Source organism: Neisseria sp. HMSC056A03 (assembly GCF_001815685.1).
Lineage (GTDB): Bacteria > Pseudomonadota > Gammaproteobacteria > Burkholderiales > Neisseriaceae > Neisseria > Neisseria subflava.
Genome location: NZ_KV821631.1, coordinates 1 through 25,962 on the forward strand (window position 1 = coordinate 1; position 25,962 = coordinate 25,962).

General features: G+C 50.7%; 23 protein-coding genes. 12 read left to right on the plus strand and 11 right to left on the minus strand.

Features of this window, described 5'->3' with window-relative positions:
• The 12 genes from HMPREF3052_RS06030 to ftsZ form a co-directional block, all read left to right on the plus strand.
• On the plus strand, nt 1-340 hold a 340-nt coding region (locus HMPREF3052_RS06030; RefSeq protein WP_141756616.1), incomplete at its 5' end, for a tetratricopeptide repeat protein.
• 43 nt (nt 341-383) lie between these two features.
• Nucleotides 384-1,721, plus strand: coding sequence for a UDP-N-acetylmuramoyl-L-alanine--D-glutamate ligase (gene murD / locus HMPREF3052_RS06035; protein WP_070749175.1), 1,338 nt, complete (start codon nt 384-386; stop codon nt 1,719-1,721).
• Between the two features lie 13 nt (nt 1,722-1,734).
• On the plus strand, nt 1,735-2,295 hold the full coding sequence (locus HMPREF3052_RS06040; RefSeq protein WP_070749176.1) for a L,D-transpeptidase family protein: 561 nt from the start codon (nt 1,735-1,737) through the stop codon (nt 2,293-2,295).
• 203 nt (nt 2,296-2,498) lie between these two features.
• Nucleotides 2,499-3,995, plus strand: a complete 1,497-nt coding sequence (locus HMPREF3052_RS06045) for an amidase (RefSeq protein ID WP_070749177.1) — start codon at nt 2,499-2,501, stop codon at nt 3,993-3,995.
• 271 nt (nt 3,996-4,266) lie between these two features.
• Complete coding sequence (locus HMPREF3052_RS06050) at nt 4,267-5,529, plus strand: FtsW/RodA/SpoVE family cell cycle protein (protein ID WP_070633173.1); 1,263 nt, start codon at nt 4,267-4,269, stop codon at nt 5,527-5,529.
• A 4-nt stretch (nt 5,530-5,533) separates the two neighbouring features.
• On the plus strand, nt 5,534-6,601 hold the full coding sequence (murG, locus tag HMPREF3052_RS06055) for an undecaprenyldiphospho-muramoylpentapeptide beta-N-acetylglucosaminyltransferase (protein WP_070749178.1): 1,068 nt from the start codon (nt 5,534-5,536) through the stop codon (nt 6,599-6,601).
• 134 nt (nt 6,602-6,735) lie between these two features.
• On the plus strand, nt 6,736-7,563 hold the full coding sequence (locus tag HMPREF3052_RS06060) for a class I SAM-dependent methyltransferase (protein WP_070749179.1): 828 nt from the start codon (nt 6,736-6,738) through the stop codon (nt 7,561-7,563).
• A 254-nt stretch (nt 7,564-7,817) separates the two neighbouring features.
• Nucleotides 7,818-9,227 carry a UDP-N-acetylmuramate--L-alanine ligase gene (murC, locus tag HMPREF3052_RS06065; protein WP_070749180.1) on the plus strand — a complete coding sequence of 470 codons (1,410 nt, stop codon included), beginning with the start codon at nt 7,818-7,820 and terminating at the stop codon, nt 9,225-9,227.
• An 87-nt stretch (nt 9,228-9,314) separates the two neighbouring features.
• The gene (locus tag HMPREF3052_RS06070; protein WP_070749181.1) at nt 9,315-10,229 is read left to right on the plus strand and encodes a D-alanine--D-alanine ligase; all 915 of its coding nucleotides are present in this window, start codon (nt 9,315-9,317) and stop codon (nt 10,227-10,229) included.
• On the plus strand, nt 10,219-10,938 hold the full coding sequence (locus tag HMPREF3052_RS06075; protein WP_070749182.1) for a cell division protein FtsQ/DivIB: 720 nt from the start codon (nt 10,219-10,221) through the stop codon (nt 10,936-10,938). The genes HMPREF3052_RS06070 and HMPREF3052_RS06075 overlap by 11 nt, the downstream gene beginning before the upstream one ends.
• Nucleotides 10,939-11,012: 74 nt before the next feature.
• Nucleotides 11,013-12,266 (plus strand): cell division protein FtsA, encoded by a 1,254-nt coding sequence (gene ftsA, locus HMPREF3052_RS06080; RefSeq protein WP_070749183.1) that lies wholly within the window; start codon nt 11,013-11,015, stop codon nt 12,264-12,266.
• 252 nt (nt 12,267-12,518) lie between these two features.
• Nucleotides 12,519-13,718: a cell division protein FtsZ gene (gene ftsZ, locus HMPREF3052_RS06085; RefSeq protein WP_049351718.1), complete on the plus strand. Its 1,200-nt coding sequence runs from the start codon at nt 12,519-12,521 to the stop codon at nt 13,716-13,718.
• A gap of 121 nt (nt 13,719-13,839) precedes the next feature.
• Here ftsZ and ispH read toward each other — a convergent pair whose 3' ends face one another.
• The 11 genes from ispH to HMPREF3052_RS11785 form a co-directional block, all read right to left on the minus strand.
• Nucleotides 13,840-14,808, minus strand: coding sequence for a 4-hydroxy-3-methylbut-2-enyl diphosphate reductase (gene ispH, locus HMPREF3052_RS06090; RefSeq protein ID WP_070749184.1), 969 nt, complete (start codon nt 14,806-14,808; stop codon nt 13,840-13,842).
• Nucleotides 14,809-14,821: 13 nt separating this feature from the next.
• Nucleotides 14,822-15,328: a signal peptidase II gene (gene lspA, locus HMPREF3052_RS06095; protein WP_070749185.1), complete on the minus strand. Its 507-nt coding sequence runs from the start codon at nt 15,326-15,328 to the stop codon at nt 14,822-14,824.
• 148 nt (nt 15,329-15,476) lie between these two features.
• Nucleotides 15,477-16,376 (minus strand): glycine--tRNA ligase subunit alpha, encoded by a 900-nt coding sequence (glyQ, locus tag HMPREF3052_RS06100; RefSeq protein WP_070749186.1) that lies wholly within the window; start codon nt 16,374-16,376, stop codon nt 15,477-15,479.
• A gap of 81 nt (nt 16,377-16,457) precedes the next feature.
• Nucleotides 16,458-16,640 carry a DNA gyrase inhibitor YacG gene (gene yacG, locus HMPREF3052_RS06105; RefSeq protein WP_003682475.1) on the minus strand — a complete coding sequence of 61 codons (183 nt, stop codon included), beginning with the start codon at nt 16,638-16,640 and terminating at the stop codon, nt 16,458-16,460.
• Entirely contained in the window at nt 16,637-17,257 is a 621-nt protein-coding gene (coaE, locus tag HMPREF3052_RS06110) for a dephospho-CoA kinase (RefSeq protein WP_070749187.1), read from the minus strand. The genes yacG and coaE overlap by 4 nt, the downstream gene beginning before the upstream one ends.
• Entirely contained in the window at nt 17,257-18,144 is an 888-nt protein-coding gene (locus HMPREF3052_RS06115) for a prepilin peptidase (protein ID WP_070749188.1), read from the minus strand. The genes coaE and HMPREF3052_RS06115 overlap by 1 nt, the downstream gene beginning before the upstream one ends.
• A gap of 1 nt (nt 18,145) precedes the next feature.
• Nucleotides 18,146-19,387 carry a type II secretion system F family protein gene (locus HMPREF3052_RS06120; RefSeq protein WP_070749189.1) on the minus strand — a complete coding sequence of 414 codons (1,242 nt, stop codon included), beginning with the start codon at nt 19,385-19,387 and terminating at the stop codon, nt 18,146-18,148.
• Nucleotides 19,388-19,466: 79 nt separating this feature from the next.
• The gene (gene pilB / locus HMPREF3052_RS06125) at nt 19,467-21,146 is read right to left on the minus strand and encodes a type IV-A pilus assembly ATPase PilB (RefSeq protein WP_070749190.1); all 1,680 of its coding nucleotides are present in this window, start codon (nt 21,144-21,146) and stop codon (nt 19,467-19,469) included.
• A gap of 403 nt (nt 21,147-21,549) precedes the next feature.
• Complete coding sequence (gene carB, locus HMPREF3052_RS06130) at nt 21,550-24,765, minus strand: carbamoyl-phosphate synthase large subunit (RefSeq protein ID WP_070749191.1); 3,216 nt, start codon at nt 24,763-24,765, stop codon at nt 21,550-21,552.
• The gene (locus tag HMPREF3052_RS06135; RefSeq protein WP_070749192.1) at nt 24,744-25,550 is read right to left on the minus strand and encodes a hypothetical protein; all 807 of its coding nucleotides are present in this window, start codon (nt 25,548-25,550) and stop codon (nt 24,744-24,746) included. The genes carB and HMPREF3052_RS06135 overlap by 22 nt, the downstream gene beginning before the upstream one ends.
• Before the next feature lie 13 nt (nt 25,551-25,563).
• On the minus strand, nt 25,564-25,821 hold the full coding sequence (locus HMPREF3052_RS11785) for a hypothetical protein (RefSeq protein ID WP_168165944.1): 258 nt from the start codon (nt 25,819-25,821) through the stop codon (nt 25,564-25,566).
• Nucleotides 25,822-25,962 lie beyond the last annotated feature (141 nt).

Here is a 25,962-nt window from a genome sequence, read left to right on the forward strand (position 1 = left end):
TGCTGATGGGCGAGGAGTCCGTCAAGACGACGCACAGGCAGTGCAGTGGTATCGCAAAGCTGTAGAACAAGGGTATGCAGAAGCTCAAACTAATTTGGGTTTGATGTATGCTGATGGGCGAGGAGTCCGTCAAGACGATGCACAGGCAGTGCAGTGGTATCGCAAGGCTGCGGAACAAGGGCTTGCAGAAGCTCAATTTAATTTGGGTTTGATGTATTACAATGGGCAAGGAGTTCGGCAAAATCTTGTGATCGCTAAAGAATGGTACGGTAAGGCTTGTGATAACGGACTACAACAAGGTTGTGATGCTTATCGTGAATTAAATCAGGCAGGAAATTGACCCCCTATTTAAATGCCGTCTGAAAAACTAGGACAAAACCAAAATGACTTTTCAAAACAAAAAAATCCTCGTCGCCGGACTTGGCGGTACGGGCATTTCCATGATTGCCTACCTGCGCAAAAACGGCGCGGAGGTTGCCGCTTATGATGCGGAGCTGAAAGCCGAGCGCGTATCGCAAATCGGTAAGATGTTTGACGGGCTGGTGTTTTACACGGGTCGTCTGAAAGATGCGCTGGACAAGGGTTTCGATATTCTGGCGCTCAGTCCCGGCATCAGTGAGCGGCAGCCGGATATCGAGGCCTTCAAGCAAAACGGCGGGCGCGTGTTGGGTGACATCGAATTGCTGGCAGACATTGTGAACCGCCGCGGTGACAAGGTGATTGCGATTACCGGCAGCAACGGCAAAACCACGGTAACGAGTCTGGTCGGCTATCTCTGCATCAAGTGCGGGCTGGATACCGTCATCGCGGGCAATATCGGCACGCCGGTTTTGGAGGCGGAATTGCAGCGCGAAGGTAAAAAGGCGGACGTGTGGGTGTTGGAGCTTTCCAGCTTCCAACTGGAAAACACCGAAAGCCTGCGCCCGACTGCGGCAACGGTATTGAACATTTCCGAAGACCATCTCGACCGCTACGACGACTTGCTCGACTACGCGCATACCAAGGATAAGATTTTCCGTGGCGATGGCGTGCAGGTTTTAAATTCAGATGACGTGTTCTGCCGCGCCATGAAACGGGCAGGGCGTGAGGTGAAATGGTTTTCGTTGGAACATAAAGCCGATTTTTGGTTGGAACGTGAGACAGGCCGCCTGAAACAAGGCGATGAAGATTTGATTGCCACGCAAGACATCCCACTGCAAGGCTTGCACAACGCCGCCAACGTTATGGCTGCCGTGGCTTTGTGTGAGGCCATCGGTTTGCCGCGCGAAGCATTGCTCGAACACGTCAAAACCTTCCAAGGCCTGCCGCACCGTGTGGAAAAAATCGGCGAGAAAAACGGCGTGGTGTTTATCGACGACAGCAAAGGCACGAACGTCGGCGCGACCGCTGCCGCGATTGCCGGTTTGCAAAATCCGCTCTTCGTGATTTTGGGCGGTATGGGCAAAGGACAGGACTTCACGCCCCTGCGCGACGCGCTTGTCGGCAAGGCAAAAGGCGTATTCCTGATTGGCGCCGATGCGCCGCAAATCCGCCGCGATTTGGACGGTTGCGGTCTGAATATGACCGACTGCGCCACTTTGGAAGAAGCGGTTCAGACGGCATACGCCCAAGCCGAAGCGGGCGATATTGTGCTGCTCAGCCCCGCTTGTGCGAGCTTCGATATGTTTAAAGGCTATGCGCACCGTTCGGAAGTGTTTATCGAAGCGTTCAAAGCTTTGTAAGGCCGTCTGAAAGATGAAGGTTGGGTTGAAAATCGGCTTGGCGACAGTCGTATTTTTGGCTGTCGCCGCTTTAGTATTTTGGTTTGCCGCACCGATTCGTTCCACGACAACCGTTACCACGCCAAGCGAAATGCCGTTGCCTGAAGATGCCGTTATCGACAGATTGGTCGTGCATAAGAGTAAGCGCACCATGTCGGCGTATTACCAGGGTAAGCTGCTAAAAACCTATCCCATTTCGCTGGGCAAACAGCCTGTCGGGCATAAACAGTTTGAAGGCGACGGCAAAACGCCCGAAGGGAAGTACCGCATCAATGAACGTAATCCCAACAGCGGCTATCACAAAAACCTCGGCGTTTCCTACCCCAACGAAGCCGACAAAGCCTACGCGGCGGCACAAGGTAAAAGCCCGGGCGGGCTGATTAAAATCCACGGTATGAAAAATGGCTGGGGTTTTATCGGTAAAAAACACCTGCAAAGAGACTGGACCAATGGCTGCATCGCGGTAACGGACGAGGAAGTCGACGAACTTTACCGCAGTGTGAAACACAACGCGGAAATTGAAATTCTGCCGTAAACCTTGTGCGTCATTGCCTCAAAGGTCGTCTGAAAACGTCAAGGCGGTTTCAGACGACCTTTTTGCAGCAACGGCAAACTTGTTCTTTGCCTTTGTCCGGTGTTACTGTTTCTTAAAAATTGCCTATGCGGGCAAACGGCGAGGCGGCGGGCAGCTATGCCTGACCGACAAAACGTGTGTTTATCAATCCGAAAGGAAAACCCATGAATTTTCAAGACTACATCCGTTACGATGCCGTTGGTTTGGCAGAACTGATCCGCAAAAAAGAAGTGTCCACCGATGAAGTGTTGCAGGCTGCTTTAAACCGCTTGGACGAAGTCAATCCCAAGCTCAATCTGTTGGCGCACGATTTGCGCGAACGCGCGGCGGCGTGGCAGGGGTCGTCTGAAAATGCCGATACGCCGCTGGCGGGCGTGCCGTTTTTGCTCAAAGACCTGCTGGCAGATTGGGAAGGCGCGCCGACGTGGTCGGGGTCGCGCATGATGCAGCATTACATTGCCAAGCAAAACAGCGATTTGACCCAAGCCTATCTCGATGCGGGCTTGCGCGTGTTCGGCAAAACCACCACGCCCGAATGGGGCGCGTATCCTGTTACCGAAACCGAAATCTACGGCATCACGCGCAATCCGTGGCATTTGGATTACACCGCAGGCGGCAGCAGCGGAGGCGCGGCGGCGGCAGTGGCTTCGGGCGTCGTCCCCGCAGCGCACGGCAGCGACGGTGGCGGCTCCATCCGCTTACCTGCACACAACTGCGGCGTGTTCGGGCTGAAACCCACGCGCGGCCGCAGCAGTTACGCGCCGAACGCATCGGAGGCATGGCAAGGTTTGGTATGCGACCATGTCTTGACCCGCAGCGTGCGCGACAGCGCGGTTTTGCTGGACATCGCCGCCCAAACCCAAGCCCGCGCCCTGTATGCCTGCCCGCCTCCGCCCGAAAACGGTTTTGCAGACAGCCTGAAACAAGAAACAGGTCGTCTGAAAATCGCTTTTTGGAAACAGACATGGTTTGGCGGCGGCAACGACGAAGGCACGGAAGCCGCGTTTGCCCATAGTTTGAAACTGATGCAAAACGCGGGACACGAATTGGAAGAAGCCACGCCCGATTTTGCGCCGCCCGAACAATTAAACCGAGCCGCCCGCATCATCGTCATGGGTGAAACGGCAAAACTGTTCTACCAATATCAATACGAAACCGGACAAAAACTGCCGCACCGCCTGCTTGAGCCGACAACGTGGGCAATGATTGTGCAGGGGCGGCAAATCAGCGCGGGCGAAATGGCTTGGGCGCGCGACGTGATGCTGGCGCAGGAACGTGCCGCCAAAGCATTTTTCACACGCTACGACGTGTTGATGACGCCCGTCTGCCCGCGCACCACGCCGAAAATCGGCGAGATGATGCCGCCACCCGCCGCACAAAAAGCCATGCGCCTGCTGTTCGGCACGCTGCGTTTGGGTTTTCTGTTGAAAAACAACCCGTTTTTAGAAAAAGAAGCCACCGCCGCGCTGCAATACGTCGGCTATACGTCGCCGCTGAACATGAGCGGCAACCCCGCCATGAGCGTGCCGCTTTACCGGCATAACGGGCTGCCCGTCGGTACCCAGTTCGCCGCCGCACACGGGCGCGAAGACACGCTGCTTAGCCTCGCCGCGCAGTTGGAACAGATACAGCCGTGGGTGGAAATACCGCAGTTGGCTTAGGGTTTGCATTAGATAAAAAGTAGCCTATTTTTCTGAAGAAAAAATTTATACAAGGCCGTCTGAGAACATAAAAGCGTTTTCAGACGGCCTTTTGCCGGTATCAAAGGGTAGGGGAGGGCGCAAAGAACGTCGGAATCCGGCATCTTTAAAGATTCTGAATTGTTGGTTTGGAAATAAACCTTTAAAATAACGTTAATTCATTTTTTCAGACGGCCTCTTGCCCATTAGCAGGCCGTCTGAATATTTTATTCAAGCCGTTACGGATGTTTTCATGATTAGTCTTTCCAAAATGCTTGACCGGCCGATTGCGCGCGATGGTCGGAAGTTTGATGTTTCTCTCTTGTGGATGGTCGTCTTAATGACGGTCTTCAGCCTGATTATGATTTATTCGGCTTCTATTGCGTATGCGGCATCGGAAGGGGGCAGCCAGTTTTCTTTTGTGTCTAAGCAGGCAATGTTTATCCTGTTTACGGTGGCTATATGCTTGCCGCTTTTTTTGCTGAAGATGAGCTTCTGGCGGCGGATTATTCCGTTTTATTTTGCTGTTTCGGGTTTGCTGTTGCTGCTGGTTTTGTTTGTCGGCCGCGAGATTAACGGCGCGACGCGCTGGATTCATATCGGGCCGCTCAACCTGCAACCGACCGAATTTTTCAAATTGGCGACGGTCTTGTATTTGTCCAGCCTGTTTACGCGCCGTGAAGAAATGTTGCGCGATTTGGATTCTTTGGGTTGGTCGTCTTTGTTTACCGGTATTGGCGATTTGGTGTGCAGCCCTTTTAAAAGTGAAGCTCGGGTAAGGGTAAAGGAACGTTTCCGCAAGTTTAAGACCTTGATTCTGCCGATTATGTTGGTGGCGGTCGGTTTGGTTTTGATTATGGGTCAGCCGGACTTTGGCTCGTTTGTCGTAATTGTCGTGATCACCATGGGTATGCTGTTTTTGGCAGGCTTTCCATGGAAGTATTTTGCCGTATTGGTGGCGACTGTTGTGAGCGGTATGGGCTTGCTGATTTTGGCCGCGCCTTATCGTATGGCGCGTGTGGCGGCGTTTTTGGACCCTTGGAGCGATCCTTTGGGTAAAGGCTATCAGCTGACGCATTCCTTAATGGCGATTGCGCGTGGCGGCTGGTTTGGCGAGGGCTTGGGAGCAAGTTTGGAAAAACGTTTCTACCTGCCTGAAGCGCATACAGACTTTATTTTTGCCGTCATCGGCGAGGAATTCGGCTTTGTCGGGATGCTGGTTTTGGTGTTCTGCTACGGCTGGCTGGTGTGGCGCGCGTTTTCCATCGGCAAACAGGCACGTGATTCGGGCTTGATGTTCAGCGCGTACATCGCCAACGGCATCGGCATTTGGATTGGTATTCAAAGTTTCTTCAATATCGGTGTAAACATCGGTATCCTGCCCACTAAAGGCCTGACTTTGCCGTTTATGTCTTACGGCGGTTCGGCTGTCTTTATCATGCTGGTGTGCGTTACTTTGTTATTGCGCATTGATTATGAAAACCGCCAAAAAATGCGCGGTTATTCGGTGGAGTAAAACCATGATCGGTAAAACTTTTATGCTGATGGCCGGCGGTACGGGCGGTCATATTTTCCCTGCATTGGCGGTTGCCGAGTCGCTGCAAAAGCGCGGCCATCATGTGATTTGGCTGGGCAGTCAGGATTCGATGGAAGAGCGTATCGTGCCGCAATACAGCATACGCTTGGAAACGCTGGCCATTAAAGGGATCCGCGGCAACGGCATCAAGCGTAAGCTGATGTTGCCGTTTACGCTGTATAAAACCGTCCGCGCGGCGCAGCAGATTATTAAGAAACACCGTGTCGAGTGTGTTATCGGTTTTGGCGGTTTCGTTACTTTCCCCGGCGGCTTGGCGGCAAAAATTTCCGGTGTGCCGATTGTGATTCATGAGCAAAACGCCGTAGCCGGTTTGTCCAACCGCCAACTGTCGCGTTGGGCAAACCGTGTCCTGTACGCTTTCCCGAAAGCCTTCCAGCATGAAGGCGGATTGGTGGGCAACCCTGTCCGTGCCGATATTGCGGCATTGCCTGTTCCTGAAGAACGCTTTGAAAACCGTCAGGGCCGTCTGAAAGTTTTGGTGGTGGGCGGCAGTTTGGGTGCGGATGTGTTGAACAAAACCGTTCCGCAAGCTTTGGCATTATTGCCTGAGGCGGCCCGTCCTCAAATGTATCATCAGTCCGGCCGCAATAAATTGGGCAACCTGCAGGCGGATTACGATGCGTTGGGTGTGCAGGCCGAGTGCGTCGAATTTATTACCGATATGGTATCTGCCTACCGTGATGCCGATTTGGTGATTTGCCGTGCCGGCGCGCTGACGATTGCCGAGCTGACGGTTGCAGGTTTGGGTGCATTGCTGGTGCCGTATCCGCACGCGGTAGACGACCATCAAACAGCTAATGCGCGCTTTATGGTGCAGGCCGAAGCTGGTTTGCTGCTGCCGCAAACTCAACTGACGGCAGAAAAACTGGCCGAAATCCTCGGCGGATTAAACCGTGAAAAATGCCTGAAATGGGCGAAAAATGCCCGTACGTTGGCGTTGCCGCACAGTGCGGACGATGTGGCGGAAGCCGCTATCGCGTGTACGGCATGATGACATAATGTGATGAACGAAACAGAGGTCGTCTGAAAACCAAGAAACGGGTTTCAGACGATCTTTTTGCAACTTGGCAGCCGTATTGTGCGGGAGTATGATGTAAATAGGAATTTCTCTCATTGGAGGCTGCCATGTCCGAAAAAATCTCTCCCGAAACCGTTTCTGTCCTGTCCAGTACCATGCTGATTCCCCTGTGGGCAAAGGCCGTAGAGCAGGGTAGGGCGCAGCCGCTTTTGCGCGATGACAAAGCCGTGCGGATGTTGGACAAGATTGACTACGACTTCAGCAAGTTTGCCAAAGTCAAAGCATCGCAGGTCGGCTGTTGCGGGCGGGCGAAGCTGTTGGACGATATGACCCGGCACTTTATCGCCGAACATCCCGATGCCGTCGTCGTGCAAATCGGCGCGGGGCTGGATGCGCGTTACGAACGCTTGGGCAAGCCGCGCATTACCGCTTGGTATGATTTGGATTTACCCGAAGTGATTGAAGTGCGGCGCATGCTGCTGCCTGAATCGGACAATCATTATCTGGGCGCGTCCATGTTTGACGAAGCGTGGATGAACACCGTCGCAGCGCACGGCAAACCCGTGTTGCTCGTGATCGAAGGCGTGTTGATGTATTTCGAAGAGGCGCAGGTGCAGGACTTTTTTAAACAGGTTGCCCGCCGTCTGCCGCACGCCCAACTTGCTTTCGACACTATCCCCAAGGCCTACATCGGACAAAGCAAACGCCACGACGCACTCGGTAAAATGGACAAACCGCCCGAGTTCCGCTGGGCGATAAGCGGCACGGACGACATCCGACGGTTGATGCCGGGTGTGGAAATTATTGAAGAAGCGGGCTTGAGCAGCGTCTGCAAACCACGTTATCCGTGGCTCTTGCGCCTTGTGTATGCGACCGCGTGGGGACGGCGCAAATTGGATATGCGCTTGATGAGGATACAAGTGCCGTCAAGTTGATAAACGAGAGGTCGTCTGAAAACGGTTTTCAGACGACCTTATGTTTTGTTTTTGCTGGTATTTTGGTAGCTGAAGTCGAGTTTAAAAATGGGTAATTCACCGCTGAACGAAACCTCTTTTTCACCCATATTGCCACCAATGTGAAATCCTGTATGCCAAAACATCTTTAATTTACAAGAAAACTATGGCGCAGAAGCGGATAGCCCTTTAAAATAACGCCTTTACGCATCGAAAATCCACCGGAACGCAACATCATGATGAAAAATCGAGTCACCAACATCCATTTTGTCGGTATCGGCGGCGTCGGCATGAGCGGTATCGCCGAAGTCTTACACAATTTGGGCTTTAAAGTTTCCGGTTCGGATCAGGCACGAAATGCGGTTACCGAGCATTTGAGCAGCTTGGGTATTCAAGTTTATCCCGGCCATACCGCCGAACACGTCAACGGCGCGGATGTCGTCGTTACCTCTACCGCCGTCAAAAAAGACAATCCCGAAGTCGTCGCTGCGCTGGAGCAGCAAATCCCTGTCATTCCGCGCGCCCTGATGCTGGCGGAGTTGATGCGCTTCCGTGACGGCATTGCCATTGCCGGTACGCACGGCAAAACCACGACCACTAGCCTGACTGCGTCCATCCTCGGCGCGGCAGGTCTCGACCCCACTTTCGTTATCGGCGGCAAACTCAATGCTGCAGGTACCAATGCCCGCTTGGGCAAAGGCGAATACATCGTCGCCGAAGCCGACGAGTCCGATGCGTCCTTCCTGCATCTGACCCCAATTATGTCCGTCGTCACCAATATCGACGAAGACCACATGGACACCTACGGACACAGCGTCGAAAAACTGCATCAGGCGTTTGTCGATTTCATCCACCGTATGCCGTTCTACGGCAAAGCGTTTTTGTGTATCGACAGCGAACACGTCCGCGCGATTTTGCCTAAAGTGAGCAAGCCTTACGCTACTTATGGCTTGGACGATACCGCCGATATTTACGCGACCGACATCGAAAACGTCGGTGCACAAATGAAATTTACCGTTCATGTCCAAATGAAAGGACATGAGCAAGAGCCGTTTGAGGTCGTGTTGAACATGCCCGGCAGGCACAACGTCCTCAATGCCTTGGCAGCTATCGGCGTGGCGCTGGAAGTCGGTGCATCCGTCGAAGCGATTCAGCGTGGCTTGCTCGGTTTCGAAGGTGTCGGCCGCCGCTTCCAAAAATACGGCGACATCAAGCTGCCCAACGGCGGAACCGCGCTTTTGGTGGACGATTACGGACACCATCCCGTCGAAATGGCGGCGACCCTCTCCGCTGCACGCGGCGCATATCCGGAAAAACGTTTAGTGCTTGCCTTCCAGCCACACCGCTATACCCGCACACGCGATTTGTTTGAAGACTTTACCAAAGTCCTCAATACCGTTGATGCGCTGATGTTGACCGAAGTTTATGCCGCAGGCGAAGAGCCGATTGCCGCAGCCGATTCCCGCGCCTTGGCGCGCGCCATCCGCGTATTGGGCAAACTTGAGCCTATTTACTGCGAAAACGTTGCCGACCTGCCGCAAATGCTGCTGAATGTTTTGCAAGACGGCGATGTCGTTCTGAATATGGGTGCCGGCAGCATTAACCGCGTTCCGTCTGCATTGGTGGAATTGTCGAAACAATCATAATAAACAGGCATATTGGCCTTTGAGGACAGATAGGTCGTCTGAACAATATTCAGACGGCCTGTATCAGTATTTAAGAAAGTGGAAATTATGCAGAATTTTGGCAAAGTGGCCGTGTTGATGGGTGGCTTCTCCAGCGAGCGCGAAGTTTCGCTGGACAGCGGCGCCGCTATTTTAGCTGCCTTGAAAAGCAAAGGCGTCGATGCCCATGCGTTCGACCCTAAAGAAACCCCGTTGTCTGAATTGAAAACACAAGGTTTTCAGACGGCCTTCAATATTCTGCACGGCACTTTCGGCGAAGATGGCGCGATTCAAGGCGCGTTGGAGCTGATGGGTATTCCTTACACCGGCAGCGGCGTGGCCGCTTCTGCGCTGGGTATGGATAAATACCGCTGCAAACTGATTTGGCAGGCTGTGGGCTTGCCTGTCCCTGAGTTTGCCGTATTGCATGACGACAGCGACTTTGATGCCGTTGAAGAGAAATTAGGCTTACCGATGTTTGTGAAACCTGCAGCTGAAGGCAGCAGCGTCGGCGTGGTAAAAGTAAAAGAAAAAGGCCGTCTGAAAAGTGTTTACGAAGAATTGAAACACTTGCAGGGCGAAATCATTGCCGAACGCTTTATCGGCGGTGGCGAGTATTCTTGCCCGGTATTGAACGGCAAAGGCCTGCCGAGCATTCATATCATTCCGGCTACCGAGTTTTACGACTACGAGGCTAAATACAACCGCGACGATACGGTTTATCAATGCCCGTCGGAAGATTTGAGTGAGGCGGAGGAAAACCTGATGCGCGAACTCGCTGTGCGTGGCGCGCAGGCGATTGGTGCGGACGGCTGTTCGCGCGTGGACTTTCTGAAAGATACAGACGGTAAACTGTATCTCTTGGAAATCAATACCTTGCCTGGTATGACCAGCCACAGTTTGGTGCCAAAATCTGCAGGCCATACTGGCGTGGATTTTGCTGATTTGTGTATTGAGATTTTGAAGACCGCTCATGTGGGATGATGCAGGCGCACTGGGTCGGCTGACCCGCCGGCTATTGTTGCTGATGACCTTTCTGCTGATAGGTTCGGGCATAGCTTGGCTTTATAATTCCAAATATTTTCCTGTGAAACAGATTGCCATTCAGGGTAAGCTGAAATATGCTTCCAGCAAAGAATTGCAAACTGTTGCACGAGAGCATATCAGGGGTAATATGTTCCGCGCCGATATTGATTCGGCGCAGGCCGCTTTTCAGGAATTGCCTTGGATTGACTCGGCAATGGTACGTCGCCGTTTTCCGGAAACCGTGGAAATTATCCTGACCGAGCACGTGCCAGTTGCACACTGGCGCGCTGGCGGCTTGGTGGACAGTAAGGGTAATGTGTTTGCCGCAAGCCTGAAACAGGACCTGCCTATATTTGAAGGGCAGCAGGGGACAGGCAAAGATATGGTCAAACATTATGCGGACTTTTCCGGTATTTTGAGTCCGTTGAAACTGACCATCAAAGAATTGATCTATACGCCGCGGTCGGCATGGCTGCTTGTATTGAACAACGGCATTACCGTGCGCTTGGGGCGTGAAAACGAAATCAAACGTTTGCAGCAGTTTGCCCAGATTTGGCCATCGTTGCTGCGTGAAAAACAAAGCCGTATCGAGTATGTCGATATGCGTTATAAGGATGGTTTTTCAGTCCGTTACCGGCCGTCTGAAAACCCTTCCGACAGTGAATAGCCGATTAGACGTGAAGCAATCTTGTTTCAAAAATAATCAAACCGTCAGTCAGACAACATAGCGAACGAGCAATTATGGAACAACAACAAAATAAATATATCAGTGCCTTAGACATTGGTACGTCCAAGGTCATCGCCTTAATCGGCGAGATTCGGGAAGATAACGAAATCCACATTGTTGGCTTGGGTCAAAGCCCTTCACGCGGTCTGCGTGCAGGTATGGTGACCAACATTGACGCCACTGCGCAAGCCATTCGTCAGGCGGTAGAAGATGCCGAGCTGATGGCAGATACCAAAATTTCCCGCGTCGTCACCGGTATTGCCGGTAACCATATCCGCAGCCTGAATTCACAAGGCGTGGTCAAAATTAAAGATGGCGAAGTATCGCAAACCGACATCGATCGTGCCATCGAAACGGCCAAAGCCATCAATATTCCGCCTGATCATAATATCTTGCATACCGTGGTTCAAGAGTACATCATCGACAACCAGCCAGGCGTGAAAGAGCCTATCGGCATGAGCGGCGTGCGTTTGGATACCCGTGTACACATCATTACCGGTGCGAACACTGCTTTGCAAAATATCCAAAAATGTATCCAACGCTGCGGCCTGCAAATGGATCAAATCATGCTTCAGCCTTTGGCAAGCGGTCACGCCGTTTTGACTGAAGACGAAAAAGATTTGGGCGTGTGCGTCATCGATATCGGTGGCGGTACAACCGACATCGCGGTTTATACCAATGGCGCAATCCGCCATACCGCGGTTATTCCCGTTGCCGGCGATTTGATTACCAAAGACTTGGCACAGGCCTTGCGTACGCCGCACAGTGCAGCCGAGTACATCAAGATCCATTACGGTGCCGCGATTCCGACTATGGACGGCTTGGATGAAATGATTGAAGTTCCTAGCGTTGGCGACCGTCAATCACGTCAAATTTCACGCCGTGTATTGGCTGAAATCATCGGCCCGCGCGTAGAAGAAATTTTGGAATTGACGCTGAACGAATTGAGCCGCTCCGGCTTCCCTGAAGAAGTGCTGACTTCAGGTATCGTTTTGACCGGTGGTGCTTCTATGTTGACCGGTATTGTTGAGTTGGCGGAAGAAGTCTTCAACTTGCCGGCGCGTATCGGTGTTCCACAAGAAATGGGCGGCGTATCCGAGCGTATCCGCAATCCACGCTATTCAACAGCGATTGGCCTGCTTCAGACGGCCTATGCTGCCGAAGAGGGTGAGCAAACCAGCCGAACTGGTGCGATTGCACTGAATGATTCAGGCAAAAAAATGGGTCTGTGGGAAAAAATCCAAAGATTCTTCAGAGATAATTTCTGATAAAAGTTTTCAGGGCAAGCGGTGTAGCAACCGTTTGTTCTGAATATTTAAGTGGAATTAAACAGTTTTAAATAATTGTCAAGTGGATAATTTAAAACTTGTATATTTTCTGTTAAAAAATGTAGTAAAAATATAACGCCGACAGTCGAATGGTAAGAAGAATTTTGCCAGTATCTGGATACTTCTTATATAATACGGATAATAAGTTATTTTTGAACCGTCCTTATAAAGCGGGGCGCGGAGGATTATTGAATGGAATTTGTTTACGACGTAGCAGAATCAGCGACGAGCCCTGCTGTTATTAAAGTTATCGGTTTGGGCGGCGGCGGCTGTAATGCCATCAACAACATGGTTGCCAACACTATTCATGGTGTTGAGTTCATCAGTGCCAATACCGATGCGCAATCATTGGCTAAAAACAATGCGGCTAAACGCATTCAATTGGGTACAAACCTGACTCGCGGTTTGGGTGCCGGTGCAAATCCTGAAATCGGCCGCGCCGCTGCCCAAGAAGATCGCGAAGCCATCGAGGATGCCATCCGCGGTGCAAACATGCTGTTCATCACTACCGGTATGGGTGGCGGTACAGGTACCGGCTCTGCTCCTGTCGTGGCTGAAATCGCTAAAGAAATGGGTATCCTGACCGTTGCGGTTGTAACCCGTCCGTTTGCTTATGAAGGCAAGCGCGTACATATCGCTCAAGCAGGTTTGGAACAGCTCAAAGAGCGCGTCGATTCCCTGATTATTATCCCTAACGACAAATTGATGACTGCCTTGGGCGAAGACGTGACCATGCGCGAAGCTTTCCGTGCAGCAGACAATGTACTGCGTGATGCGGTTGCCGGTATTTCCGAAGTGGTGACTTGCCCTAGCGACATGATCAACTTGGACTTCGCCGACGTGAAAACCGTGATGAGCAATCGCGGTATCGCCATGATGGGTTCAGGTTTCGCGCAAGGTATCGACCGTGCCCGTTTGGCTACTGATCAAGCTATCTCCAGCCCGCTCTTGGATAACGTTACTTTGGATGGCGCACGCGGTGTATTAGTAAACATTACCACTGCTCCTGGCTGCCTGAAAATGTCTGAGTTCAACGAGATTATGCGTATCGTCAACCAAAATGCACACCCTGAAGTGGAATGCAAATTTGGTGCTGCCGAAGACGAGAGCATGAGCGAAGACGCTATCCGTATTACCATCATTGCTACCGGCTTGAAAGAAAACGGTACTGACAACCAACTGCGTGCTGCTGCCCGTACCCAACAATTGGTACGCGGTGCGGCAGAAGTGCCTCAAGCTCAAAGCCAAAGCAGTGCTGAAAGTTTGGTTCGTACCAACCGCAATATCCGTTCTATGAATCTGACTGCGGCTGATTTCAGCAACCAGTCTGTACTGGATGACTTTGAAATTCCGGCTATCTTGCGCCGTCAGCAACATACTTCTGATAAATAATCAGGATCATGCATGAAAAGACCTGCCTTAAAGGCGGGTCTTTTTTATTAGCAGAATAAACTTAAGGCCGTCTGAAAGTTTTCAGACGGCCTTAAGTTTTCAAATAAAGCAAATAACAAACTTACCCTTTATTTAGGATCTGTTTGTTTTCGCCCTCACGACGCAACTCTTTGGGCAAGACAAATACAATGCTTTCTTCTGCGCCTTCTCCTTCGCGTATGGTCTCATGTCCCCAATCTTGAATGGTTTGTAAGACTTCTCGAACCAAGACTTCGGGCGCAGATGCACCGGCAGTTACACCGACCTTGGTTTTGTTTTCAAACCATTCTTTTTTCAGATAGGAAGCATTATCGACCATATAGGCATCAACGCCGCGCAATGCGGCTACTTCACGCAAGCGGTTGCTGTTGGAAGAGTTGGGCGAGCCGACAACAATTACGATATCGCATTCTTCAGCCAATTCTTTAACAGCAGTTTGGCGGTTGGTTGTGGCGTAGCAGATGTCTTCTTTGTGCGGATTGCGGATATTGGGAAAGCGTTGGTTTAAAGCTGCAATGATGTCTTTGGTTTCGTCCACCGATAAAGTGGTTTGGCTGACGTAGGCTAGCTTGTCAGGATTTTTGACGTTCAGCCCGGCTACATCTTCCACAGTCTCAACCAGAAACATTTTACCCGGAGGCAATTGTCCCATCGTGCCTTCTACTTCGACGTGGCCTTTGTGGCCAATCATAATGATTTCGTAATCTTGATCATCGAGGCGGGCTACTTCTTTATGGACTTTGGTTACCAGAGGGCAGGTAGCATCAAAAACGCGGAAACCACGTTGCGCCGCTTCTTCCTGTACGGCTTTAGATACGCCGTGAGCCGAGTAAATCAGCGTTGCGCCCTTTGGGACATCCGCCAAGTTATCGATAAAGACAGCACCTTTTGCCCGCAGATTGTCGACGACGAATTTGTTGTGAACGACTTCATGGCGGACGTAAATAGGCGCGCCGAATTCTTCGAGTGCACGTTCAACAATGCTGATGGCACGGTCAACACCGGCACAGAAGCCGCGGGGATTGGCAAGGATAATGGTTTTTTGAGTCATGTGTGTTCCGTTTTCAGACGGCCTTTGTGTCGTTTGAAGGTGTTTTTTTGTGCAGCAAACCGTCTATTACCAAGCAAACTGCGCCAACGCAGATAAAACTGTCGGCAATGTTAAATGCGGGGTAAAACCAGTTTTGCCAATAGAAAAGCAGAAAATCGACAACGTGGCCGTGAATCAGACGGTCAACCACATTGCCAATCGCGCCACCGATAATCATGGCAGCCCCCAGTTTGCCCCAGCGGCCAAACTCATCACGCAAAATGGCACGGGCTAAATATAGGCTGATAACGACTGCCAGACCTAAAAAGAAGAATTTTTGCCAGCCGCCTTGGTCGGCCAAAAAGCTGAATGCCGCGCCTGGATTATAGGCAAGGGTCAGGTCAAAAAAGTCTGGAATGATATTGAGGCGTTCGCCTTCGGTAAAGTGTTTCAAGATTTCCCATTTGCTCAGTTGGTCAAGAATGATGGCAACAAGGGAAAGTAAGAAAAAGGGAATTTTTGCAGTAGAGGATGAACTCATGTTTTCAGACGGCTTATGTAATAAAGGGCTTATTTTACCTTAAAGCAGGCTGGAAGTGTTTGCGATGGCATCGACGTTAAGGCCGTCTGAAAATAGAAACGCCGCCACTTGAATGTATCAAAGGGCGGCGTGGTAAGCATGTGCGGGTTTATTGGTTTTTAAGCAATGGGAAGCCCAGTTTCTCGCGACTTTCAACGAATTTTTGAGCAACGATGCGGCTCAGTGCACGAATACGGCCGATGTAGGTTGCGCGTTCGGTAACGGAAATGGCACCGCGTGCATCCAAGAGGTTGAACGTATGGCCGGCTTTGAGTACAAGCTCGTAAGCAGGCAGGGCAAGACTGGTGTCTTCAACTGTAAGTAGGCGTTTGGCTTGTTCTTCATAGTCGTTGAATTGGCGCAAGAGCCAATCGGCATCGCTGTATTCGAAGTTGTAGGTGGATTGTTCGACTTCGTTTTGATGATAAACGTCGCCATAAGTGACGATGTTACCATCAAGAGTTTTTGCCCAAACGAGGTCGTACACATTTTCCACGCCTTGCAGATACATGGCAAGGCGCTCGATACCGTAGGTGATTTCGCCGAGTACAGGGGAGCAGTCGATACCGCCGACTTGTTGGAAGTAGGTGAATTGGGTTACTTCCATGCCGTTGAGCCAAACTTCCCAGCCCAAGCCCCAAGCGCCGAGGGTGGGGTTTTCCCAGTCGTCTTCGACAAAACGGATGTCGTGTACTTTAGGGTCGATACCCAATTCGCGCAGGGAGTCGAGATAGAGGTCTTGAATATTGGCTGGTGCAGGTTTGAGCGCAACTTGGAATTGATAGTAGTGTTGCAGACGGTTGGGGTTGTCGCCATAGCGGCCGTCTTTGGGGCGGCGGCTGGGTTGAACGTAAGCGGCAAACCAAGGCTCTGGGCCTAACGCGCGCAGGCAGGTGGCTGGATGCGAAGTACCGGCACCGACTTCCATATCGAAAGGTTGGATAAGGGTACAGCCTTTGTCTGCCCAGTAGTTTTGTAATTTGAAAATAATTTGTTGGAAGGTGAGCATGGTGGATGGAATAGATTGGAATAAAGAGGGTATTTTACTGTTTTGAGCCTGTTTTGGATAGGCTGAAGGAAGCAGCGCAGTTTATTTGCCGTCCAACAGGTCTGAAAAGGGGTCGTCTTCCGAAGAAACGGTGTATTTTTCTTGTGCCCATTCGCCTAAATCAATGAGTTTGCACCGTTTGCTGCAGAAAGGGCGGTAGGGGCTGTCGGTGTTCCAAACGACTTCTTTGTGGCAAGTTGGACATTTTACAACAGGAGCGGTCATGCAGTTTCTTTCAGTGATTGTGCAATGGATTGATAGTATTGATGCAAGCGGGCAACCTTGATTTTTGCTTCTTCCATGCTGTGGGTATTGTCCAATACATCGTCGGCATGCAGCAGTCTGTCAGTTCGAGAAGCTTGGGTGGCCATGATTTGACGCGTTTGTTCTTCTGAAAAACCATTGCGGTGATATACGCGTTCGATTTGGACGGACTCTGGAACATCTACAACCAAAATACGGTCGGTCTCCGCTTCAAATGCCGGATTCTCAATCAAAAGCGGTACATCGATAATGCCGTAGGTGGAGGAGGTAAGTTGTTGTTTCTGCTGCTGGATTTTGTTTAATATTAATGGCAGAAGCAGATTTTCCAGTTGTTTTTTGGATTGAGGCCGTCTGAAAACTTCTTCCCGTAAAGCCATACGATTCAGACGGCCTTCACTGTCAAAAAACTCATCGCCGAAAAGCTGGCGGATGGCAGGAAGGGCTTCACCGTTTTCAGCGGTCAGTGAACGGCTGATGGCATCGGCATCGATAATGGGTGCGCCAAGTTCGGCAAACATTTGGGCAATAGATGATTTACCGCTACCGATACCGCCGGTCAAGCCTATCCATAATGTCATTATCGGAATCCTGATTGTACGAGCCACCATTGTACCAGTTGGGTAATAGGTGCATTGGCAACCAAAATAATCCATCCTGCTACAGCAAGGCTGGGACCAAAAGCAAAATATTGACCTTTACCGACGCGGGCAATGAGTGCGCCCACCAGTCCGACTAAGGCAGCCATGAATACCAGAACAGGCAAGATACCTACGCCCAGCCATGCCCCGAGCGCGGCCAAAAGTTTGAAGTCGCCATTGCCCATGCCGATTTTACCGGTCAGAAGTTTGTAGACGGCGCATAAAGTATAAAGGCTCATATAGCCTGCGATTGCGCCTAAAACGGCTGAATGCAGGGGTACGAATGTGTCATTCAGATTAAACAGCAGGCCGATCCAGATTAGGGGCTGAGTCAGGCTGTCGGGTAAACATTGTGTATCGGCATCAATAAAGGTCAGCGCAATCAATATGGCAGTCAAAATTAATCCGCCAATAGTTGTACATGACCAGCCGTATTGCCACGCGACAATACCGAATAAGACACTTGTCAGCAGCTCAATCAGCGGATAGCGTATGCCGATAGCGGTTTTGCAGGAGTGGCATTTCCCGCCCAGTAAAACATAGCTGAGGATGGGGATGTTTTGCCAAGGTTTGACTGGGTTTTTGCATTTTGGGCAGCGTGAATTCGGTTTGCACAGATTAAATGGCTGTTTTTCTTCATCTGTCAGCTTGATGCCCAAATGCTCTTTAGAAAATTGTGTCCATTCGCGTTCCATCATTATCGGCGTGCGATAAATGACAACGTTTAGAAAGCTGCCAATCAGCAATCCTAAAATAACGGCTAAAGGAATGGCGAATGGCGCAAGAACGGAGAGGGCGTCGATGGCAGAGTAAATACTATCAAGCATATCAACCTACGACATTACCCAAGTTAAACAGCGGCAGATACATGGCAATCAGCAAGATACCGATGAGCGAACCCAATACCACCATGATGATAGACTCCATCAAGTGAGACAATCGGGAGACGGAGTTGTCTACTTCATCTTCGTAGAATTCGGCAGCTTTGTTCAGCATATCGTCCAAAGAGCCTGACTCTTCGCCGATGGCCGCCATTTGGATCACCATATTGGGGAACATATCCGTACTTTGCATACTGGATGTCAGCGACAGACCTTGGGTTACCTTGGCGCGGATGTCTTGAGTGGCTTCTTCATAGAGAATATTGCCGGATGCGCCTGCAACTGAATCTAATACTTCCACCAAAGGAACGCCGGCTGCGAAGAGGGTGGAAGTCGTACGCGCCCAACGGGCAATGGTTGCTTTACGGACGATGGCGCCAAAAATAGGGAGTCTCAAAATCAGAGCATCGATTCGTTTTTGGAAGGTAGGCGATTTTTCATGGAGTTTGTACAGGCCGAAGGCGGAAACAATCAAAAGGATGATCATAATCCAGCCATAGTCGACGAATAAATCGGACAAGCTCATGACAAGTTGGGTAAGCCTTGGCAGCTCTGCACCCATATTGGCATAAACTTCTTTAAAGGCAGGCAGTACAAACATCATCATGATGAAGATAAGCGCAACCGCCACCACGATAATGGCAATCGGGTAGGTCAGTGCGGTTTTGACTTTTTTCTTAATGGCTTGGGTTTTTTCTTTATAGACAGCCAGTTTGTCCAATAAGCTTTCCAGTACGCCGCCGGACTCGCCTGCGCTGACCAGATTGCAATAGAAACGGTCGAAATATTTTGGATATTTGGAGAACGATTTACCCAATGCGCTGCCTTGTTCGACATCGGAGCGAACCTGCATCAGCATTTCGGTCATGCTCGGATTGGAGTGGCCGCGCGCAACGATTTCAAAAGCCTGCATCAGCGGTAAGCCTGCCTTCATCATCGTTGCCAGTTGGCGGGTGAACACTGTAATGTCTTCTTGGGTAATACGGCGTTTGCGTGCGGTTTTAACTTTGCTGATACGCAAAGGACGAATGCCTCTGCGTTGGAGTTTCTTGCGTGCTTCTTCTTCGTCTTTGGCAACTACTTCACCATGGACAAGACGTTCGGTCTCGGTATTTTTTCCTTCAAAAGTAAAACGCTTGCCTTTGCTTCTTGAGCCGAACAGACTTCTTTTTTGCTCTGCTTGAGCCATGTGTTATCCCTTGTTAGTAAGAAATAAAGCGGACTGTTTCCCCGTGCCGCTTTATTTTAATTTTCGAAAATATGGCAGTTTAGTCATTGGTATGAGCAGTCACTTCTTCCAACGAGGTCAGGCCTTGCATGACTTTCATGAGGCCGGCGCGACGCAAGTCTACCATGCCTTCCTGATAGGCCATGTTCATGATATCAACTTCTGTACCGTTGTTCATAATGACTTTTTGCATTTCATCGCTGACCGGCATGACTTCATAAATACCGACGCGGCCTTTAAAGCCTTTGCCGCGGCAGCTGTCGCAGCCAACCGGGCGGTAGAGTTTCCAATCTTGAGCCAAGTCCGTATCGGTAAAGCCGGCTTTTTTCAATGCCGGAACCGGCGGGCGTTCAACTTCGCGTTTGCAGTTTGGACACAGTCTGCGCAACAGCCTTTGCGCCATAATCAGGCTGACCGAGCTGGCGATATTGAAAGGCGCTACGCCCATGTTCAAAAGGCGGGACAGCGTGGCCGGTGCATTATTGGTATGCAGGGTCGAGAAAACCATGTGGCCGGTTTGGGCGGCTTTAATGGCGATGTCGGCGGTTTCCAAGTCCCGAATCTCACCGACCATAATAATATCAGGATCTTGACGTAAGAAGGATCGGAGGGCAGCAGCAAACGTCAGGCCTTGCTTTTCATTGACGTTAACTTGGTTGACACCCGGCAGATTAATCTCGGCCGGATCTTCTGCAGTTGAAATGTTCACATCTTCCGTGTTCAAAATACTCAGGCAGGTATAGAGCGAAACGGTTTTACCAGAACCTGTCGGACCTGTAACCAATACCATGCCGTAAGGGCGGTTGATGGCCTCAAGCAGCATTTCTTTTTGGAAAGGCTCTAAACCGAGCTGGTCGATATTGAGCGATGTCCCATCGGAATTTAGGATACGCATCACCACTTTTTCGCCAAACAATGTCGGCAACGTGCTGACACGAAAGTCAATCGGACGGCCGTGTTTATGGAAGGCAATTTGAATTCTGCCGTCTTGAGGAATACGTTTTTCGGAAATATCCAAACGCGCCATCACTTTGATACGCGATGCCAACTGGCCGCGCACGGCGACAGGAGGCTGTACGACTTCACGCAACTGCCCGTCCACGCGGAAACGAACGCGCGCCATTTGTTCGTAGAATTCAAAGTGGATGTCCGATGCGCTCGCGTTCAGGGCATCGGATAAGGTTTTATGGATGAAGCGGGGGATTGGACCGTCTTCAGCCTCTTCATTGTCGATATAAAGCGATTGCGATTGCTGCGTTGCTTCATGTTCGTCGTTGATTTCTTTCAGAATGGTGGTCGAACGTTGACCCAGCCATTCCAGCAATGAGCTGAGCTGGTCGTCTGGAACTACTACCAAGTCGACATTTAAACCTGAAGCAAAAGCAATTTTTTGAAATTTTTGGATTTGGGTCGGATCGGATACGGCGAAATAAACCTTGCGTCCGCGTTTGAAAATCGGAATGCAACGGTTTTGCACCATTTGCTCTTCCGTCAGAATGTCGCTGACTACATTATTGCGCGGGTAGTAGCGCAAATCCAAAAGGGGATAGCTGAATACGCGCGCAACCAACTCTCCCAAAGCTTTAGGGGAGATGATGCCGTCTGAAAACAGGTTGGGCAGGATTTCTTTGCCCGATTGTAAAAGGCTGTTGTAATGTTCCGCTTGTTGATTTGAGATGGTCTGGCTTTGAACCAAAACACGCAATAATCCGACACTCATTTTATTTTCCGTTTCTTGTGCAGTTTTCCCTTTAATTTAGAGGAAAGCCGTATTATTTTATCATTATTATGATTAAAGCATATGTTTAATTATGCAAATCTGCTTAAGTTGCAAAGACATGCTTCTGCTTTAATTGTATTTTTATTTCAGACGGCCATTATAAAGCAAGGAGAATAGGCGTTAAACTCGATATTTTTGGATTATGGTGAAAAAACAACAATTTTGTCGTATGAATCCAATCAATAACGAAATTATATTTCATGTTGCTATTGCTTGTTTGGAGATGGCAGAAAAGGTTGTTTTGATGGACAGACGGTTGGAATTTGAAATATGAAAAGGCCGTCTGAAACTGAGCAATCAGGTTTCAGACGGCCTTTTAGCTATTTAAATCCGATAGGATTGATTAGGCTTTGTTTTTCAACCGTCCATGCAACTCCTGCACGCTGTATACGCCCAAGTGGTCGCGGCTTTTTGCGCCTTCGCTCATGGCTTCGCCGCCGGCGATGGTGGTGTATTGCGGCACGCGTTGGGTGAGGGAGGTGCGGCGGATGCTGTGGCTGTCGGCGATGGATTGCGCCGAGCTGCTGACGGTGTTCACCACCAGCGCGATTTCGCCGTTTTTAATCGCGTCCACGATGTGCGGGCGACCTTCCTGCACTTTGTTTACCGCTTGTACGATGATGCCGTGCTCTTTCAGGTATTCGGCGGTGCCGCGTGTGGCACAGACGCCGTAGCCGAGTGCTTGGAAGTTTTGCGCGGTTTTGACGATGAGTGGTTTGTCTTCGTCGCGTACGGCGAGGAAGATTTTGCCGGTCGGGTTCAGGCGTTCGCCTGCGCCGAGTTGGGCTTTGTAGTAGGCTTCGCCGAAGCTTGCGCCCACGCCCATCACTTCGCCGGTGGAGCGCATTTCGGGGCCGAGGATGGTGTCCACGCCGGGGAATTTGATGAAGGGGAACACGGCTTCTTTAACGGCATAGAAATCGGGGACGACTTCTTTTTCCACGCCTTGCTCTTGCAGGGAAATGCCTGCCATGCAGCGCGCGCCGATTTTGGCGAGCGGTACGCCGGTGGCTTTGGAGACGAAGGGCACGGTGCGGCTGGCGCGCGGGTTCACTTCCAACACGAACACCACGCCGTCCTGCACGGCAAACTGTACGTTCATCAGGCCGACCACGCCCAGCGCGTATGCCATGGCTTTGGTTTGGCGGCGGATTTCGTCTTGGATTTCTTCACTGAGCGAGTAAGGCGGCAGCGAGCAGCCGGAGTCGCCTGAGTGGATGCCTGCCTGTTCGACGTGCTGCATGATGCCGCCGATAACGACGTCTTTGCCGTCTGAAACGCAGTCCACATCGACTTCAATCGCGTTGTTCAGGAAGAAGTCGAGCAACACGGGGCTGTCTTCGGATACCTGCACGGCTTCGCGCATGTATTTTTGCAGCTCTTCGGCGGAGTGGACGACCTGCATGGCGCGGCCGCCGAGGACGTAAGACGGACGCACGACCAGCGGATAGCCGATTTCTTCGGCTTTGACCAGCGCTTCTTCTTCGTTGTGAGCGATGCGGTTGGGCGGTTGGCGCAAGCCTAAGTCGTTCAACACTTTTTGGAAGCGTTCGCGGTCTTCGGCGGCGTCGATGCTGTCGGCGGATGTGCCGATAATGTTCACGCCGTTTTCAACCAGCGCGTTGGCGAGTTTCAGCGGGGTTTGGCCGCCGTAATGCACAATCACGCCCCACGGGTTTTCTGTACGGACGATTTCCAACACGTCTTCCAGCGTCAGCGGCTCGAAATACAGGCGGTCGCTGGTGTCGAAGTCGGTGGACACGGTTTCGGGGTTGCAGTTCACCATGATGGTTTCAAAGCCCGATTCGCGCAGGGCGAGCGCGGCATGAACGCAGCAGTAGTCAAACTCGATGCCCTGACCGATGCGGTTCGGGCCGCCGCCGAGAATCATCACTTTTTTACGGTCGGAAGGACGCGCTTCGCATTCTTCTTCGTAAGTGGAATAGAGGTAAGCGGTTTCGGTGGCGAACTCGGCGGCGCAGGTATCGACGCGTTTATAGACGGGATGCAGCTTCAGCGCGTAGCGGTGTTCGCGGACTTCTTTTTCTTTGACATTCAACAATTGCGCCAAACGTTTGTCGGAGAAGCCTTTGCGTTTCAGACGACGTAAGGCGGCGAAATCCAAATCTTGCAGGCAGCCTGCATTTACCTGCTGCTCTTCTTTCACCAAGTCTTCGATTTGCGCCAAGAACCAAGGGTCGATGGCGCAAATTTCGTGGATTTCTTCCAGCGTGAAGCCCGCGCGGAACGCGTCTGCCACAAACAGCATACGCTCGGGGCCTGGGTTCGCCAGTTCGCGGCGGATTTCCGCTTTGTCGGAGCTTCTCGGATTGAAGCCGCACAAACCTGTTTCCAAGCCGCGCAGGGCTTTTTGGAAGCTTTCCTGAATGGTGCGGCCCATCGCCATCACTTCGCCCACCGATTTCATCTGCGTGGTCAGGCGGTCGTCTGCGGCGGGGAATTTTTCAAACGCGAAACGCGGGATTTTGGTTACCACATAGTCGATGGAAGGCTCGAACGACGCGGGCGTGCGGCCGCCGGTGATGTCGTTGCGCAACTCGTCCAGCGTAAAGCCGACCGCCAGTTTCGCCGCCACCTTCGCAATCGGGAAGCCCGTCGCCTTGGAAGCCAGCGCGGACGAACGGCTCACGCGCGGGTTCATCTCAATCACAATCATCTCACCGTTTTCAGGGTTCACAGCAAACTGAACGTTTGAACCACCGGTATCTACGCCAATTTCACGCAATACTGCCAACGAAGCATTACGCATGATTTGGTATTCTTTGTCGGTCAATGTTTGTGCAGGCGCAACAGTGATGGAGTCGCCGGTATGCACGCCCATCGGGTCGAAGTTTTCAATCGAGCAGATAATGATGCAGTTGTCGTTTTTATCGCGTACAACTTCCATCTCGTACTCTTTCCAGCCGAGAACGGATTGCTCAATCAGCAACTCATGAGTAGGCGACGCATCAAAACCGCGTTCGCAAATCGCCAAAAACTCGTCTTTATTGTAGGCAATGCCGCCGCCCGAACCGCCCATCGTGAAAGAAGGACGAATCAGGGTAGGGAAGCCGACCTGTTCTTGCGCTGCCAAAGCCTCATTCATGGTGTGGCAGACAAAAGATTTTGGGCAAGACAAACCGATTTTTTCCATCGCTTCTTTAAAGCGGCCGCGGTCTTCCGCCTTGTCGATCGCGTCTTCCGTCGCGCCGATCAGCTCGACATTGTATTTCGCCAGCACGCCGTTGCGCGCCAAATCCAGCGCACAGTTCAGCGCGGTCTGGCCGCCCATCGTGGGCAGAATCGCATCGGGCCGCTCCTTGGCGATAATCTTCTCCACCGTCTGCCACATAATCGGCTCGATGTAGGTAACATCCGCCATTTCAGGGTCGGTCATAATCGTGGCGGGGTTGGAATTCACCAGAATGACTTTATAGCCTTCTTCACGCAAAGCCTTGCAGGCCTGTGCGCCCGAATAGTCAAATTCGCAGGCCTGACCGATAACGATAGGGCCGGCGCCGATGATAAGGATAGATTTTAGGTCGGTACGTTTGGGCATGGGGATTTCCTTTTTGGAAGATAATTTATATGATTTTTTGGAGATGAGTAAATTCTATATTTTATACTTGGCTTTAGCTTAAATAGGGCTACATGTACCACCCTTTTGTTTTCTTTATTTTTATTTTCACTAAAAATATCAATAGATGAAGACATAATAAATTCAATAGGTGAATTCTTTTGTTTAATTTCTTGATTGGCCTTTTCAGTATCTTCTTTGAACTTTTCAAACCACCGTTTAGATATTATACTTAATGATTTCTGTTTTCTTTCGTCTTCTGAATAACCACCAGGTTTAGGCGGATTTTTATCTTCAGACCAAAGGATTAGAAAATTTGTAATTTTTTCATAACCACATTCATAATTGTTTTCAAAGTCTAATAATTTCTTCGAATCATCAATAAGTTTTTTCTTTGAGTATAATCCAAACTCGATTCGACTCTCCTCTTTTCGATCTTTATTAAATAAAGAAATGTCTATAGACAAAGGACGACCAGGCTGCCTATCTTCTCTCATTTTTCTTTCCCATACGGCGATTGAACCATGTAAAGAAAAATTCTGCTGACCAAGCCTATAAAAATTTTCTACAACTGTAACTTCATAAGAACTTCCTTTGGAGTCTATATTTGATACTGTTCTATCATGTTTTTTAAGAAAATAATCAGCAAGTCGACGTTCTGCATTAGAAACTGAAAGTGCGGATAATGCGATTAATAGTAGTTCATCATAATTATTAGAATGGGTAGCAGGTGGTCTCCCTTTTTGATTGTAATAGATGTATCGCATAGTATGGTCTTTTTTAAGTGACTGTAAAAAATATATTTTCACTCGTTAGCAAGCCGTAGCCCGTATGTAGAGTGTGTGCGGTACGCACGCGTTCTTCATTTTCCCTGCAACCCCAACCCACCGCGTGCGTGCCTTGCGGCACACACCCTACCGATGGGTTCAAAGGCCGTCTGAAAAAACGCTCGCGGCGTTTGTTCCATCTGCCTTGCGATAAAGGCTGCCTGAAAAATTCCTGCTGTTGATATTTCGGGCATTCTTTTTCAGACGACATGCAACGCCTGAATCCGGTGCAATCTGCTCCCTCCCCCGTGGGGGAGGGGTGGGGAGAGGGCATTCTCCAAATTGCGGCAACCTTTCCCAACACCCTAACTCTAACCGTCCCAATACAAGCCTTGCGGCTTGTTGCCCTCTC

Excerpts from the sequence above, each read along its gene's own strand:
- HMPREF3052_RS06050 (WP_070633173.1), top strand. The coding sequence starts at position 4,267 with ATGATTAGTCTTTCCAAAATGCTTGACCGGCCGATTGCGCGCGATGGT.
- HMPREF3052_RS06045 (WP_070749177.1), top strand. The coding sequence starts at position 2,499 with ATGAATTTTCAAGACTACATCCGTTACGATGCCGTTGGTTTGGCAGAA.
- HMPREF3052_RS06070 (WP_070749181.1), top strand. The coding sequence starts at position 9,315 with ATGCAGAATTTTGGCAAAGTGGCCGTGTTGATGGGTGGCTTCTCCAGC.
- HMPREF3052_RS06115 (WP_070749188.1), bottom strand. The coding sequence starts at position 18,144 with ATGCTTGATAGTATTTACTCTGCCATCGACGCCCTCTCCGTTCTTGCG.
- HMPREF3052_RS06075 (WP_070749182.1), top strand. The coding sequence starts at position 10,219 with ATGTGGGATGATGCAGGCGCACTGGGTCGGCTGACCCGCCGGCTATTG.
- HMPREF3052_RS06135 (WP_070749192.1), bottom strand. The coding sequence starts at position 25,550 with ATGCGATACATCTATTACAATCAAAAAGGGAGACCACCTGCTACCCAT.
- glyQ (WP_070749186.1), bottom strand. The coding sequence starts at position 16,376 with ATGCTCACCTTCCAACAAATTATTTTCAAATTACAAAACTACTGGGCA.
- HMPREF3052_RS06060 (WP_070749179.1), top strand. The coding sequence starts at position 6,736 with ATGTCCGAAAAAATCTCTCCCGAAACCGTTTCTGTCCTGTCCAGTACC.
- murC (WP_070749180.1), top strand. The coding sequence starts at position 7,818 with ATGATGAAAAATCGAGTCACCAACATCCATTTTGTCGGTATCGGCGGC.
- ftsZ (WP_049351718.1), top strand. The coding sequence starts at position 12,519 with ATGGAATTTGTTTACGACGTAGCAGAATCAGCGACGAGCCCTGCTGTT.
- ispH (WP_070749184.1), bottom strand. The coding sequence starts at position 14,808 with ATGACTCAAAAAACCATTATCCTTGCCAATCCCCGCGGCTTCTGTGCC.
- coaE (WP_070749187.1), bottom strand. The coding sequence starts at position 17,257 with ATGACATTATGGATAGGCTTGACCGGCGGTATCGGTAGCGGTAAATCA.
- murD (WP_070749175.1), top strand. The coding sequence starts at position 384 with ATGACTTTTCAAAACAAAAAAATCCTCGTCGCCGGACTTGGCGGTACG.
- murG (WP_070749178.1), top strand. The coding sequence starts at position 5,534 with ATGATCGGTAAAACTTTTATGCTGATGGCCGGCGGTACGGGCGGTCAT.
- HMPREF3052_RS06040 (WP_070749176.1), top strand. The coding sequence starts at position 1,735 with ATGAAGGTTGGGTTGAAAATCGGCTTGGCGACAGTCGTATTTTTGGCT.
- pilB (WP_070749190.1), bottom strand. The coding sequence starts at position 21,146 with ATGAGTGTCGGATTATTGCGTGTTTTGGTTCAAAGCCAGACCATCTCA.
- lspA (WP_070749185.1), bottom strand. The coding sequence starts at position 15,328 with ATGAGTTCATCCTCTACTGCAAAAATTCCCTTTTTCTTACTTTCCCTT.
- carB (WP_070749191.1), bottom strand. The coding sequence starts at position 24,765 with ATGCCCAAACGTACCGACCTAAAATCTATCCTTATCATCGGCGCCGGC.
- ftsA (WP_070749183.1), top strand. The coding sequence starts at position 11,013 with ATGGAACAACAACAAAATAAATATATCAGTGCCTTAGACATTGGTACG.
- HMPREF3052_RS06120 (WP_070749189.1), bottom strand. The coding sequence starts at position 19,387 with ATGGCTCAAGCAGAGCAAAAAAGAAGTCTGTTCGGCTCAAGAAGCAAA.
- HMPREF3052_RS11785 (WP_168165944.1), bottom strand. The coding sequence starts at position 25,821 with ATGTCGTCTGAAAAAGAATGCCCGAAATATCAACAGCAGGAATTTTTC.
- yacG (WP_003682475.1), bottom strand. The coding sequence starts at position 16,640 with ATGACCGCTCCTGTTGTAAAATGTCCAACTTGCCACAAAGAAGTCGTT.